The following is a 14,669-nucleotide window of genomic DNA, read 5'->3' as shown; positions in this document are numbered from 1 at the left end:
GGTGCAACTAATATTATCGTATTTAGCACATATTAATATTTAACTAATCGCTCTATTTTTAGTCACGCAAACGGTTTCGTATTGATGAACATTGCTCTATAATGGACGCCGGTTTCCCTGCTTTCGTGATCAGGGCTGGCGTTTAAAAGAGAGAATTTAAGACTATGGAAATTTTGCGTGGCTCACCGGCACTATCAGCATTTCGTATTACCCGCCTTTTGGCGCTGTTTGCTGAAAAACAGCTCCCTGTAACGGATATCTATGCTGAATATATGCATTTTGCTGAGCTATCAGCCCCATTAAGTGGCAGTGAGCAAGGTAAACTGAGTAGTTTGTTAAAATATGGTCCTTCTCTGGCAGAGCATGAGCCATTTGGAAAACTGATTTTAGTCACCCCACGCCCAGGAACTATCTCTCCTTGGTCTTCTAAAGCAACGGATATCGCGCATAACTGTGGTTTAACACAGGTTAAACGTATTGAACGCGGCGTTGCCTATTATATTCAAGCCGATTCCCTGACAAGCGAGCAGTGGGATCTGGTCATCAGTCTGTTACATGATCGCATGATGGAAACGGTATTTGCCTCTTTTGAACAAGCTGAGGCGCTATTCGTTCAGCAACAACCTGCTCCAATGAAAGTGATTGATATCATTGCAGGTGGACGCCAAGCACTAGATACCGCCAACAAAGAGATGGGCTTAGCATTAGCGGATGATGAAATTGATTACTTATTAGATGCATTCACAGGTTTAAAGCGTAATCCGACGGATGTTGAACTGTATATGTTTGCACAAGCAAACTCAGAACATTGCCGCCATAAAATTTTCAATGCGGATTGGATTATTGACGGGGAAACACAGCCAAAATCCCTGTTTAAAATGATCAAAAATACCTTCGAAAAAACGCCAGATCACGTCCTGTCTGCTTATAAAGATAATGCGGCGGTCATGGAAGGCTCTTCAGTGGGGCGTTTCTTCCCTGAGCCTGATGGACGTACTTATCGTTACCATCAAGAAGATGCACATATTTTGATGAAAGTGGAAACCCACAACCACCCAACGGCAATTTCTCCATGGCCGGGGGCTGCAACTGGTTCTGGTGGCGAAATTCGAGATGAAGGCGCAACGGGCCGTGGGGCAAAACCAAAAGCAGGTTTGGTTGGTTTCTCCGTTTCAAACTTACGTATTCCGGGTTTTGAACAACCTTGGGAAGAAGATTTTGGCAAGCCAGAACGTATTGTGACCGCACTCGATATTATGACTGAAGGTCCTTTAGGCGGAGCTGCATTTAACAACGAATTTGGGCGCCCTGCATTATTAGGTTATTTCCGTACCTATGAAGAGAAAGTGAATAGTCACAACGGTGAAGAATTACGTGGTTACCATAAGCCAATTATGTTGGCGGGCGGTATTGGTAACATTCGTGCAGATCACGTTCAAAAAGGTGAAATTACTGTTGGTGCTAAGTTAATCGTTCTGGGTGGTCCTTCGATGAATATCGGTCTAGGGGGCGGGGCTGCATCATCCATGACATCCGGCCAATCTGCGGCTGATCTTGATTTTGCTTCTGTTCAACGTGATAACGCCGAAATGGAGCGTCGTTGCCAAGAAGTGATCGACAAATGTTGGCAGCTAGGTGATAAAAACCCAATTTTGTTTATCCATGATGTTGGTGCGGGTGGTTTATCCAACGCAATGCCTGAACTGGTGAGCGATGGCGGTCGTGGTGGTCGTTTTGAATTGCGTAAAATTCTTAATGATGAACCGGGAATGAGCCCACTGGAAGTATGGTGTAACGAATCCCAAGAGCGCTATGTGATGGCAGTTGCTCCAGAACAACTGGCATTATTCACTGAAATTTGTGAGCGTGAACGCGCGCCGTTTGCGGTGATCGGTGAAGCAACTGAAGAGCGTCATTTAACCCTTAATGATGAGCATTTTGATAACCAGCCTATCGACATGCCACTGGATGTATTGCTGGGTAAAACGCCGAAAATGCTGCGTGATGTGACGACACTGAAAGCCGAACCTGAATCACTGGATAGAACCACTATTGATTTAGCTGAAGCCGTTAAGCGTGTTCTGCATTTACCGGCTGTTGCAGAAAAAACCTTCTTAATCACTATCGGTGACCGTACTGTGACGGGAATGGTTGCTCGTGACCAAATGGTTGGCCCATGGCAGATCCCTGTGGCTGACTGCGCGGTGACAACCGCAAGTTTGGATAGCTATTATGGTGAATCAATGTCTATTGGCGAAAGAACGCCAGTGGCGCTGTTGGATTTTGCCGCTTCTGCGCGTATGGCTGTGGGTGAAGCATTAACCAACTTAGCCTGTTCTTATGTGCAAGACCTTAAGCGCGTGAAGCTGTCGGCTAACTGGATGTCTGCGGCGGGTCACCCTGGGGAAGATGCTGGCCTGTATGAAGCCGTTAAAGCGGTTGGTGAAGAGCTGTGTCCAGCATTAGGTCTGACAATTCCAGTGGGTAAAGATTCGATGTCAATGAAGACTCGCTGGCAGCAAAATGGTGAAGAACGTGAAATGACGTCGCCATTATCGTTGATCATTAGTGCATTTGGTCGCGTTGAAGATGTTCGTCTAACGGTTACGCCAGAGCTGAAAACCACGGCAGATAACGGCTTATTATTGATCGACCTTGGTCAAGGTCACAATGCGCTTGGTGGTTCTGCACTGGCACAAGTTTACCGTCAGTTAGGTAATAAGGCGCCAGATGTCCGTGATCCAGCGCTGTTGTTAGGTTTCTTTAATACCATCCAAAAACTGTTATCCGAACAGAAATTACTGGCTTACCATGACCGTTCTGATGGCGGGCTGTTTGTCACGTTAGTGGAGATGGCATTTGCAGGTCACTGCGGCATTAATGTGGATATCAGTTCATTTGATGAAGACACTTTAGCGGCGTTGTTTAATGAAGAGCTGGGGGCGGTGATTCAAATCCAAGGTGCCGATCGCCAATATGTAGAGCAGTGTTTTGCTGATGCGGGCTTAGCAGGCTGTGTTCACTATCTTGGTTCTGCAACTCATGACGACGCGGTGATTATTAATAGCCGTGATACCGTCGTTTATAACGGTTCCCGTAGTGCACTGCGTGAGTGCTGGGCTGAAACCACATGGCAGATGCAGCGTTTACGTGATAACGAAGAGTGCGCAGACCAAGAGCATGACGCGAAGAAAGACAATCAAGACCCAGGTCTGAATGTGAAGCTGACTTACGATATCGCAGAGGATATTGCTGCGCCGTATATCGCGTCTGGTGTTCGTCCTAAAGTGGCTGTGCTGCGTGAGCAAGGGGTCAACTCTCACGTTGAAATGGCGGCGGCATGGGATCGTGCAGGCTTTGATGCTATCGACGTCCATATGAGTGATTTACTGGCGGGCAACTTGTCTCTTGAACAGTTCCAAGCGCTAGTGGCATGCGGTGGTTTCTCATACGGTGACGTATTAGGCGCTGGTGAAGGTTGGGCGAAGTCCATTCTGTTCAATAACCGTGTTCGTGATGAGTTTGCCTCCTTCTTCAACCGCCCAGACACTTTATCATTAGGGGTGTGTAATGGTTGTCAGATGATGTCTAACTTGCATGACCTGATCCCAGGTGCTGAATATTGGCCACGTTTTGTACGTAACCGTTCAGAGCGTTTTGAAGCACGCTTCAGCTTAGTTGAAATTGCAAACAGCCCATCATTGTTACTGCAAAATATGGCAGGTTCACGTATGCCGATTGCGGTATCTCACGGTGAAGGCCAAGTAGAAACTCGCGCACCTGCTCATTTAACGCAGTTAGAAAATAACGCGTTGGTAGCAATGCGTTTTGTGAATAACTACGGCCAAGTGACTGAGCAATACCCAGCGAACCCGAATGGTTCTGTGAATGGGATTACGGCAGTGACATCAACGGATGGTCGCGCGACTATCATGATGCCGCACCCTGAGCGTGTCTTCCGTACGGTGAGCAACTCTTGGCACCCAGAAAACTGGGGGGAAGATAGCCCATGGATGCGTATTTTCCGTAATGCACGTAAACAGTTAGGTTGAGATTAAAACACCTGTTTTAATTTAGCGCTAAAAACTAAACACCCTATAAGTCGGTTGATTTATAGGGTGTTTTTTCGATTCATCAAAAATGGTAAAGATTCAAATTTGAGGGTCAATGATATCAATAATATTGCTGAGAACCTCTTCGAAAATATCATCATTTAGTGTTGCTGAGTAAGTGGCTTTTCTGGCTATTAGATCTAACGAGCGGAGTTGATAACATAAGATACAGCCAGTAATGTTACCTGTATCTGTACTTGAACCATCTAAGTAAACAGTGACATTTTGAGTTCTGGCGCGGCTCCCTCCACTTGTAATAGGAACGCAAATTGACGTACCAAGTGCGGTGTTGATTTGTGCATCTGTAACCACTAAATAGTAGTGGGGTCCCTTGAATTCCTTACCTGCGACAGGATCGCCATTAATGTGCCAAATCTGGCCTTTGTGAGGCCTTTTCGCTTTTACCATTAAATAACCTCATTTCCCTCTGGGTCAGAATCATCGACTTCACTGTTTAATAGCTTAATCTCTTCTTTATCAATACCTGATAGCAGCTCATTGATAGATTTTCGTCCTCTAGCCACGCGTTTGACCGGTTTTATGCAAATGGATTCTCCAACAGCATCAATATTTAATTTCATACCGACAACCCATCCTGCCATATTGGCGACTTCAATTGGGATAGTTAAAACAACAGCTCCGCCTTGCTGCCTTAATTTGGTTGTTGACATATAAGCCTCGCATATCTATTAGGTGTAACTTAGTTACACTATAGCAAAGAGTGATACAAAGTCACACAAAGTTGTCGTTTTTTTATTCTACTATCCATAAAAAAACCGCCCAATCGGGCGGTTAAGATGCATCTAAAACAGAAAATCTTTACTCTAAAATAAACATCCCATATGGGTGGATTTGCAAATAAAGATCTTCACCCACAGACGGTTGCAATTGAGTTGCGTTGATCTGTAATAGCATGGATTGACCATGCCAATCTACTGTGACCTCATATTGCGGTCCCATATAAGCCACATGAGTGATGGTACAGCGTTGGCTATCTTCACCTTGTTTGCTTAATGTGATGGCTTCAGGGCGAACACCGACAGTGACTTGAGCTTTATCTGTCGTAAACTGCGCAGGGCGAGGTAAACGGTAATTAAAGATATCGACAGCATCAGCGCTGAGGGTTGCAGGGAAAATGTTCGCATCCCCCATAAAGCTCGCCATAAATTTGGAAGCGGGCTGGCGGTATAGTGCTTGCGGTGAACCTAACTGCATGATTTTACCTTTGTTCATCACCAGAACCATATCCGAAACCGCAAAAGCTTCGCTCTGATCATGAGTCACGTACAGTGAGGTAATATTAAATTGCTGTTGCAGTTCACGGATTTTTTCACGCATGCTGCGGCGTAAGTTTGCATCCAAGTTACTTAATGGCTCATCAAATAACAGCACCTTCGGTTTTAAAATCAGAGCACGCGCCAGTGCAACACGCTGCTGCTGTCCACCGGAAATTTGGTCAACGAAACGGTCTGCAAAGCCCGCTAAGTCCACCAGCTCCAGCGCTTCTTCTACACGTTTTTTTATTTCAGCCTTCGGCAAGCCGAGCATTTTCAAACCATATCCTACGTTATCCCCTAACGACATATGCGGGAAGAGGGCATAGGATTGGAATACCATACAAATATCGCGCTGTTGAATAGAGCGGTCGGTGACATCTTCGCCATCGATAAACATACGCCCTTCAGTTGGCTTTTCTAAACCTGCGACTAAGCGCAGTACGGTGGTTTTACCACAACCAGATGGCCCTAATAGGGTGACCATGCTCCCTTGTGGGATGGAAAGGCTTAAATCGTCAATGACCGTATTGTCACCAAAGCGCTTAGTTATATTTTTTAATTCAACGAAACTTTTCTGTGTCATGTCAGTGACTCCATGATTACTGTGCATTTTTGGCTTTGGAACGTGAAACACGGGCTTCGCCAATTAAATAGTCAAATAAGAAGATAATCGCGAGCATGACCACGATCAGAATAGAACCGTAAGCAATCGCCACACCGTATTCACCATCTTCAACGCGGTTCAAGATATACGCTGTCGCAACGCGGGTATCTGGCGTTACCAAGAACACAATGGCGCTCACGGTGGTAATAGCACGGACAAAGCTGTAGATCAGTGCCGATAAAATCGCTGGACGTAATAATGGCAGCAGGATGTGGAAAATTGTCCGCATTGAACCTGCACGCAAGCTAAGGGATGCCTCATCTAACGATTTATCAATTTGCCCTAATCCCGCGATACCCGCACGAATACCTACCGGTACGTTACGCATGGTCATGGAGATAATTACAATCGCCGCGGTACCGGTTAAATAGAACGGTGTATCGTTAAAGGCGAGGATGTAAGAAACCCCAGCTACCGTACCCGGTACGGCAAAGCACAACATGGTGGTAAATTCGATGGTTTTCTTACCACGGAAATCTTGGCGAACCACAATATATGCGATAAGTAGACCTAAAATTGCGGTGATTGGTGCAGCGATACCCGCATATAACAAGGTGTCTAACAGAGACGGCCATGCACCATCATCAAAACCTTGACCAAACAGTTTGATAAAGTTGTCCAGTGTTAAGGTGTAGTCCACGCCCCAGTTCACGGTGAAGCTTCCGTAGAAGATGCTGCCGTACAGTAAGACGTTAAACGCGACCCAAATACCGAGAATTGTTGTTACTGTTGCGACAAGAGAAACTGGCAGCGGTTGAACATCGCCACGGTAAGATTTACCGGAAACGGTGACGTAAGAGCGTTTACCTATCCACATGTATTGCACACAGAAAACCAGCAATGAGAAGACAAGCAAGGAAGCACCTAACGTACTGGCCGCTTGGTAATCAAGCTGAGAACCGGTGATATAGAAATAGATTTGTGTCGCCAGAACGTCAAAGTTACCCCCTAATACTAACGGGTTACTGAAGTCAGCGAGGGATTGTACAATTACGATTAAAAAGGCGTTAGCCAGTGCAGGTTTCAACAGTGGCATAAACACGTTGAAGAATGTCTGGTAGCGGTTAGCGCGTAAGGTGTATGACGCTTCTTCCAGTGATGGATGGATGGTTTTAATCGCACCATCAAGGATCATAAAGGACATCGGGGTGAACGCGAGAACCTGCGCTAACCAAATACCCGTAAAGCCGTATAGCCAGTTGGTATTTTCTAGGCCCATATAGGTAGCTAAAAACTCAGTAATATAGCCTGAGCGACCCATCATTAAGGTGACGCCTAAACCGACAACAAACGGCGGGGTCACAATCGGTAAAATCGAGAATACGCGACCAATAATCGCAGAGCGCTTAGCAATTCGGGTGGTGTAAATCGCGAGGATCAAACCAAAAAAAGTACATCCAATACCTACGGCTAATGAGAGGAATATGGAGTTGATGATGACCTGAACAATATGCGACTGAGTTAAAATAGCCACAAATGCAAATGGTGCAAAATCTCCGTTCCCGTCAGTAAACATCGGAATAAAAATGGCCACACTGGGAAAGACAATAAATAGCGCAATCAGTGCGACGACGGTGATAAGGGAGCCAATAACAAATTGGTCGCCACCCAGCCACTCTAAACGAGTCAGGGCGTGGGTCATTATCATACCAAGGGCGATAAATAAGGTGATGGCGGAATAGCCTAATCCCTTACCCTCTAAATAAGCAGTAATAATCACGAGAACTGTCGTGATAGCGGCAATAGCGATATCAAGATAGTGACGGGATTTTTGATTACGATCGGCTGGCGTGATTGGTCTTAACAGTAAAATAGAAGGCAATAAATACCATAGCCAACTAATATTGACACTGCTCCAGCCGTACGCAGCTAAGATCTCATCTTGGGTTGAGTCGAATAAGCCGTAGTCGAGGCTCCATGAGGGTAACAGAGCGAAGCCCAGCCAAGCTATCAGAATCCAAAGGAAGATACTGTCCTTTTTCTTCGAGGCTGTTAGGGTTAAGGTCTGAGGCATTGTTTTTCCCCTAAGTTTATGATTATTGAGTTAATTGATCATTTTTTTAATATCATGATTTATAACGAAAATAATTTTAAACTTAATTAATATTATCGTTCTAATGAGTGAGCCAGACTGGAGCCGTCTGCGTAGGGCAGACACTCTTTTATTTGGCATCATTTTTTATAGTAAGTAGCTAATACACTAAATCGCGAAGCTTGCGAGTCATACGTGAGTCAATCAGGTAAAGTGCGGCGACAGGCGCCGCACCCAACATCTTATTTACTCATTTTAACTTCAGTAACCCACTTGTTGATCAGGTTCTTACGGACTTCAGCATCGCCGTATTTATCCATATCGTAGTTGATTAAGTTTAAGTCTTTGAGTTTCAGAGACAGTGGAGAAGACTCTGCGGTGGTGTTGGTCAGGATTTGGTAAGACTGACCTTGTTTCCAGCTCAGTTCTTGGGCTTCTTTAGACAGAACGAAATCCACGAACAGTTTTGCGTTGTCCATGTTACGTGCGTTTTTCAGAATACTGATCCCGCCGATTTCATAGCCTGTCCCTTCACATGGCGCGATTAACTCTAATGGTGCACCATTTTCAACTTCTAAAGAGTAGTCATGCAGGAAGCCGATACCGATAGCAGATTCGCCGCGAGCCGCGTTACGCGCTGGGGCAATACCTGATTTGGTGTATTGGGAGATGTTAGCGTTCAGTTTTTTCAGGTAATCAAAGGCTTGCTCGTTACCCCAAAGTTGGTCAAACGTTGCCAATGCAGTGTAAGCAGTCCCTGAACTTTGTGGATCCGCGATTTGAATTTCGCCTTTATATTCAGGCTTAGTCAGATCTTTCCAGCAAGTAGGAATTGGTAACCCTTTCTCTTTTAAGCGATCTTTATTCACACCAAAGCCTAAGATACCGATATAAACCGCAGAAGAGTAGTTGCCTTTGCGTTTAGCTGGATCTTGGAATTGTGGCATGATTTGAGACAGGTTAGGGGATTTGTACGGCTCTAGCAGATCCATTTCACCGGCTTGTGAGTGTGGATCTAAGGTTCCGCCATACCAAACGTCTGCTTGAGGGTTACGTTTTTCAGCTTCGATTTTCGCTAAAGTACTGCCTGAACCGTTTCGAACAAACGTAGTTTTAACGTCGTATTTCTTGGCGAATGCTTGCGTTTCCGCTTCGCACATTGCGTTGGTGGCACTACAGTAAACCACTAAACGACCTGCTGCGTTTGCAGTGGTCGTAATAGCGGCAAGGGATAAACCTGCTGCAACAAGTGTAGAGAGAGTCTTAAGTTTCATTGTCAGTCCTTTATTCACGTTTTCGGATTAACTATTATTTATTATGTGTCGGTGAAACTGCACCGGCTAAATGTTCTCTTTTGCTCACATTGGCAATCAAAAGAGGCATCAGTAGGAGCCCCATCAAAGCGGCTGCACTGGCAAGTAAGGTAAACATCCCTGACCAACCATAATTGGCAATCACTTGAGAGAGCGGCCATCCTGCGATTGCCGCCCCAAGATAAGCGTACAATCCAAGATAACCCGTTACCGTTCCAGCTGCCTTTTTATGACAATATTCTGTAGCAGCTAGACCAACTAACATCTGTGGTCCAAATACAAAGAAACCGTTGGCTAAGAAGCACGCAGCTAATAGCCCATAGTGATGAATTGGTATTAACCATAGGGCATTCACAGAAACGAATAACCCTAAGGAAAACAGCAAAATCATCGGTGCGCGTTGTCCTCGAAACAGGAGGTCGGAACCCCAACCTGCGCACAATGCACCTAATAAACCACCTAATTCAAACAGAGCTAACGTGGCATTGGCGCTTAATAAATTGCTTCCGTGTGTTTCGGTTAGCCATAAATTTCCCCAATCGTTTATCCCAATACGGATGAGATAAACCAAAATGTAGGTGAAACCGAGCAGCCAAATCATTGGGTTAAACACAATAGTTTGTTTTAAAATCACCCACATGGATTGCGGGGGAGAAAGCTGCTCTTGGCGTAACTCTAATGCATCATGTCGCCACTGCCCCACGGTGGGTAAATGTTCTTCTTTGGGCGTACCTCGAAGCTGGCGACATAGCCATAATCCTAAAATAACCCCAATAATTCCCGGAACGATTAGCGCCATTTGCCAACTGTAATGGGTAGCCAACAGTGCCGCTAACAGCGGCAGTGCCATTCCCCCAAGATTGATGGAGATATTCCACAGTCCCCACCAAAAGCCCCGCTCGTTACGTGAGTACCAATGAGTGAGAATACGAGCACAAGGCGGCCAACCCCAGCCTTGGAAAAATCCGTTTAACGTCCAAACGACTAATAGCGCAGGGAACGATAAACAGTAGGCAAAAATGATATTGAGGATCCCTGTCATCACGAGGCCAACACCCATAAACCAACGGTAGCCTGTAATGTCATGGAAAATACCGGATATAAACTTGGATAGACCATACGCAAGGTAAAATGCTGAGGCGATCCAACCAATATCACTTTTGTCTAAAAATAATTCCGCCTGCATAACGGGCATCACAAAATTAAAGCTTTTACGGGTAAGGTAAAACGCAGCATAACCGATGATCATGGAAAACATCAGGCGGCGACGCCAGAAACGGTAATTGCTATCCAGATCCAGTTTGCTTGTACCCGTCATAATTGTGTTTCTCCCGTTTGGCAGAATGTAATGAAGTTTTTAAATAAAAGGATGAGATAAGGTATTAGGAGGCTAAGAATAATTCCTAGTTTTTCACTATTTCATTTCAAAATGTGGGCAAGTTAACAATTATTTTGGTGCCACTTTGGGTTGTTAGCGTCCAGTCGCCACCTAAGGCTCTGACTCGCTCCTCAATTCCGCGTAAACCGAAGCCTGATGTGCGTTTGCTAAAAGGAATACCCACACCATTATCATCAACAATTAGCTGTATCGAGTCACCTTGTTGATTTAATGAGATGTGGATCTTTGTGGCTTTGGCGTGCTTGCTGATATTGTTCAGTAGCTCTTGAACCAAACGGTAAAGGGTGAATAACACTGTTTCATTGGCTGGAGTTTCAGTTAATCCGTAATGAAAGTCACATTGAATATTGTTTTCTTTGAAAGCAAATTCACCGATTAAATGGGTGAGTGCGTTTTCGAGGGACATTTCATCGAGTACAGGTGGACGTAATTGGCGCAATAGATGGCGGGTAGCTTGGTGGATCTGTAGTGCCAATTCATTGATTTGGCTAGCAGCATTATAGCTTAAATCGTTAGCCGCAGTTTTCTTCACCAGCATCGATTGGATTTGGATCGCGGTAATGTTTTGTCCAATTTCATCATGAAGTTCACGGGCGATATCCTTCTTCACATCTTCTTCGGTGTGCACTAATTGACGCATCAAGTCTCGACGGGCGTGAAGCTCTTCTTCTAATCGCTGGCGGTAGCGTTGTAAGTTGCCTGAGAGTTGTTTTTGGCGGCTGATAGCAATGCCTAACCCAATACCAATCAGGGCTTGAGAGCTTAAAAAGAGTTGTAGCTCTTGGAGATCATCAAAAGCACCTTGGAACTGCCTTGCAAAGGTGATGATTAAGCTGCCTAGTAATGCGGATAACACCCCACCTTGCCAGCCATAACGATATGCCATGAAAATATTGGGAATAAAGACTAATAAAACAATCAGTTGTTCAATTTCCGGGGCAAAGAAAATTTGGGCACTTAAGCCGACGAGGCAAAAAAGAAAACACCAAATAATCAATGAAGTACGTAATTGCTTATCCGTGGTTCCGTAGTCGAGCAGCATATGATAGTGCTGCTCGTGCAAGTACTCATAGATAAGATAGACAAAGGGGGAGAGGAGAATTCCGCCTGTAAATGTCGTTAAGAATAATTGGCTAATGGAATATTGAGATAAAAGCCCAAACAGCAAGGCATTGAATATGCTGTTGGCGGCAACGCCAGCCAATAACAAAATAAGTCGTTGCCAATAAAGCGTATATCGCCACCAAATATTTTGGATAACCATCGCAACCAGCAGACTCAGTATTGGGGATAACAGCAAAACAGGTTGAGTGAGCAATTGCTCTTGCGCAAGCCAGTAGGTCAGTAGCCCTTCAGCGAGTAAAACGGTTGGCCAGTAGCGTCGCCATAATAGGATCATCAAGGTGAGGCGTAAGGCTTGCGGTAGAAATAGGGTGGCTTGAAAGCTATTTTGGCTAAGATAAAAGCCAATGATCCATAATCCCACCCAAATCAGTGAATAGGTAAATAATAGGAATAGAGACTGTAATCCTAAACGAGCCGCTTTGTTCATTACTATTTACCTTGCTGGGACGTTACCTTGCTGGGACGTTACCTTGTTGGATCGAAAATCTACCTATCGAGAAATAATATTGTGTTCTAAGGCGTAGTGCACTAAATCAATGGTATTTTCGCATTGCAATTTCCCGAGGACATTCGCGCGATGTACATGCACTGTTTTATGGCTGAGGTTTAATTGTTCCGCAATGACTTTCACACTGAGGCCTGTCACCAGTAAATTAAAGACTTCGCGCTCACGGTTAGTGAGCTCTTGAATACCTTGTTTTTGCTGTGGTGTTTGGCGCAAGGCTCGCATTGCATCAGCGCATAGGTAGCATCCACCTTGGTGAACAGAGCGTACCGCCTGGACTAATTCTTCAGGTCCACAGCATTTGGTGAGATAGGCACTGGCACCTGCATCGAGTGCACTTTGCACGAAAGCAGGGGTGTCATAGATGCTTAAAATAATAGTACGAAAGTCGGGCTTTTTTTTACGTAAACGGGTTAATAGTTGTAAACCGCTCTCATCTGGCATTGAAATATCCATGATTGCCACGTCAATATCAAGGCTAATTAGGTGTGGCCATGCTTCTTGTGCACTCGCATATTGCCCCACAATACTAATGTCAGGTTCTAACGTCAGTAATTGGGCAAAGCCGGAGCGAACAACAATATGGTCATCAATAAGGGCTATTTTTATCATTTTATTGTATTGAGGACTGTAGTATCAAAAGTAAGTAGGAGACCATTTGCCAGTCTTATATCAATATAGGGATGGATAAGCTAGCGGAATAACATGAAATTCTGACGTACATCAGAAATGAAACGCGCAGGATCATAGCGATAATAAATAGGATGGCAATATTTTATTTGGGGATGAGGCGGGTTTGCCATCAAATAAAATAGGGTTCGCTGAGTTTTCATACACTCGCTGCTAAAATACCGTAAAAGCGAGTGCGAGAAAGGGATTAGTTTATTTGGGCTTCAAGAATTGATAAATCACAGTCAGTTTTGATTTCGTGGGTGGCTTTTAAGCCAGCTTGGTGCAATAAATTTTCAAGCTCTTCTTTGGTGCGTTCATCGGCACCAACAACCAAATTGGCACAGAGTAAACCAAGGTTTTTGCCAAAATTAGGTTGATTGCCGTGGTTGAGATGAATATCAATTAACAATATTTTTGACGTTTTTTTCATCGACTGACGAATAATTTTAAGTATTTGAATCATATGGTCATCATTCCAATCTCGGCAAATAGATTTGAGTAGGTAAAAATCTGAGCACGGGACTTTTTCAAAGAAAGAGCCATTCTCTATTTTCCAGCGGCTATCATCATTTAACTTATGTAAAATGTGTTTATCTGTCACGGCTTTCATATCGAAGAGAATACCGTTTGTTTCTGGATTTACTTTTAATACTTCAAGGAGTAAACCTCCCGTTCCACCGCCAATATCGGTAATTGTGCTATTTGGGGGGAAAGAATACTTGGCTGTGATAAATGGATTTTCTATGGATGCAAATGAGGTCATTCCATCATGAAAGTTACCCGGATGATTGGCCTTTTTTTCCCAATATTCAAAGAAACTTCCGCCAAACAGACGTTCAAATATAGGCTCCCCCAGAGTCATTTCTGCAAAATATAATGAAGGCTTCCAAAACGTGTCATCAGTGAACATTAGCACGGCATCATGTAAGGAATATGGATGGTCTGCGAGGAGGAATTCAGCCTCTGGTGTGATTGCGAATCGATGCTTATCAATTGCTGTAAAAATATTCTGTGTCGCAAGTAGGCGTAAAATTTGATGGATCATCGTGGCATTAGCATCAATTTTTTGTGCAATTTGCTTTGCGGTTTGGGGGCCGTTTTGCAGATGTTCAGCTAACTCTAATTTCACGGCCGCACGTAAAGCCGCCTGAAAAATAAAACCAACAGATTTGTGAAGTAATCGAATGCCTGGTTCCAGATGCGAAAAAGAGTGGGATAACGACAAGCTCATAGAGTCTCCGTATAGGGGGTAGTAACATGTTTTCGTTAGGAGTCTTAAGTATCGTAGGGAAGGCGGGAACAGCCAAAATCATAAATTGACCATGCTAATATAAAAAACAATAAGATCACTGGGTTAAGTCGAACGTAGTGGTTGATTCAGGGACATTTGATGGTGATGTCTAATATTAGCGACAAACATGGTACTGTAGTGTCTCTAAAAGGAGACATTTATCATGTTGATAAATAAGAATTTTATAAATTAAGGTGTTGACTGTCTTAAATTGGAGACAGATTCGTAGTGAGTTAATGGCATTTCTTTGCATTCATAACAATTCAAAAATGATATGAA

10 protein-coding genes are annotated in these 14,669 nt (G+C 44.3%); 1 reads left to right on the top strand and 9 read right to left on the bottom strand.

Translation table 11 applies throughout. The annotated features are described in order from the left end of the window. Window positions 1–164: 164 nt before the first annotated feature. Window positions 165–4,052, top strand: a complete 3,888-nt coding sequence (gene purL, locus LDO51_RS19170; RefSeq protein WP_225575832.1) for a phosphoribosylformylglycinamidine synthase — start codon at window positions 165–167, stop codon at window positions 4,050–4,052. Window positions 4,053–4,151: 99 nt separating this feature from the next. Here purL and LDO51_RS19165 read toward each other — a convergent pair whose 3' ends face one another. The 9 genes from LDO51_RS19165 to LDO51_RS19125 all read right to left on the bottom strand — a co-directional run bounded on the left by LDO51_RS19165 (window position 4,152) and on the right by LDO51_RS19125 (window position 14,330). Further along, window positions 4,152–4,520, bottom strand: coding sequence for a type II toxin-antitoxin system PemK/MazF family toxin (locus LDO51_RS19165; protein ID WP_225575831.1), 369 nt, complete (start codon window positions 4,518–4,520; stop codon window positions 4,152–4,154). Then, window positions 4,520–4,783, bottom strand: a complete 264-nt coding sequence (locus LDO51_RS19160) for an AbrB/MazE/SpoVT family DNA-binding domain-containing protein (RefSeq protein ID WP_132495588.1) — start codon at window positions 4,781–4,783, stop codon at window positions 4,520–4,522. Before LDO51_RS19160 ends, LDO51_RS19165 begins: the two co-directional genes overlap by 1 nt. 148 nt (window positions 4,784–4,931) lie before the next feature. Next, window positions 4,932–5,972, bottom strand: coding sequence for a ferric ABC transporter ATP-binding protein (fbpC, locus tag LDO51_RS19155; protein ID WP_225575830.1), 1,041 nt, complete (start codon window positions 5,970–5,972; stop codon window positions 4,932–4,934). A gap of 16 nt (window positions 5,973–5,988) precedes the next feature. Then, complete coding sequence (locus tag LDO51_RS19150; RefSeq protein ID WP_225575829.1) at window positions 5,989–8,067, bottom strand: ABC transporter permease; 2,079 nt, start codon at window positions 8,065–8,067, stop codon at window positions 5,989–5,991. A gap of 260 nt (window positions 8,068–8,327) precedes the next feature. Further along, window positions 8,328–9,359: an ABC transporter substrate-binding protein gene (locus LDO51_RS19145; RefSeq protein WP_211886161.1), complete on the bottom strand. Its 1,032-nt coding sequence runs from the start codon at window positions 9,357–9,359 to the stop codon at window positions 8,328–8,330. 34 nt (window positions 9,360–9,393) lie between these two features. After that, a complete protein-coding gene (gene uhpC, locus LDO51_RS19140; protein WP_225575828.1) occupies window positions 9,394–10,716 on the bottom strand; it encodes an MFS transporter family glucose-6-phosphate receptor UhpC in 1,323 nt (440 codons plus the stop codon). 106 nt (window positions 10,717–10,822) lie between these two features. Beyond that, window positions 10,823–12,349: an MASE1 domain-containing sensor histidine kinase gene (locus LDO51_RS19135; protein WP_225575827.1), complete on the bottom strand. Its 1,527-nt coding sequence runs from the start codon at window positions 12,347–12,349 to the stop codon at window positions 10,823–10,825. 63 nt (window positions 12,350–12,412) lie between these two features. Beyond that, window positions 12,413–13,039, bottom strand: coding sequence for a response regulator transcription factor (locus LDO51_RS19130; RefSeq protein ID WP_225575826.1), 627 nt, complete (start codon window positions 13,037–13,039; stop codon window positions 12,413–12,415). A 265-nt stretch (window positions 13,040–13,304) separates the two neighbouring features. After that, window positions 13,305–14,330 carry a COMT family class I SAM-dependent methyltransferase gene (locus LDO51_RS19125; protein ID WP_225575825.1) on the bottom strand — a complete coding sequence of 342 codons (1,026 nt, stop codon included), beginning with the start codon at window positions 14,328–14,330 and terminating at the stop codon, window positions 13,305–13,307. Between the last annotated feature and the right edge of the window lie 339 nt (window positions 14,331–14,669).

The sequence above is a fragment of the Providencia alcalifaciens genome (assembly GCF_020271745.1).
GTDB lineage: Bacteria > Pseudomonadota > Gammaproteobacteria > Enterobacterales > Enterobacteriaceae > Providencia > Providencia alcalifaciens_B.
This window is presented reverse-complemented; position numbering and strand designations above follow the sequence as displayed.

Coding starts and splice junctions, on each gene's coding strand:
- LDO51_RS19165 (WP_225575831.1), bottom strand. CDS start 4,520: ATGGTAAAAGCGAAAAGGCCTCACAAAGGCCAGATTTGGCACATTAAT.
- LDO51_RS19125 (WP_225575825.1), bottom strand. CDS start 14,330: ATGAGCTTGTCGTTATCCCACTCTTTTTCGCATCTGGAACCAGGCATT.
- LDO51_RS19135 (WP_225575827.1), bottom strand. CDS start 12,349: ATGAACAAAGCGGCTCGTTTAGGATTACAGTCTCTATTCCTATTATTT.
- LDO51_RS19150 (WP_225575829.1), bottom strand. CDS start 8,067: ATGCCTCAGACCTTAACCCTAACAGCCTCGAAGAAAAAGGACAGTATC.
- LDO51_RS19145 (WP_211886161.1), bottom strand. CDS start 9,359: ATGAAACTTAAGACTCTCTCTACACTTGTTGCAGCAGGTTTATCCCTT.
- uhpC (WP_225575828.1), bottom strand. CDS start 10,716: ATGACGGGTACAAGCAAACTGGATCTGGATAGCAATTACCGTTTCTGG.
- LDO51_RS19130 (WP_225575826.1), bottom strand. CDS start 13,039: ATGATAAAAATAGCCCTTATTGATGACCATATTGTTGTTCGCTCCGGC.
- purL (WP_225575832.1), top strand. CDS start 165: ATGGAAATTTTGCGTGGCTCACCGGCACTATCAGCATTTCGTATTACC.
- LDO51_RS19160 (WP_132495588.1), bottom strand. CDS start 4,783: ATGTCAACAACCAAATTAAGGCAGCAAGGCGGAGCTGTTGTTTTAACT.
- fbpC (WP_225575830.1), bottom strand. CDS start 5,972: ATGACACAGAAAAGTTTCGTTGAATTAAAAAATATAACTAAGCGCTTT.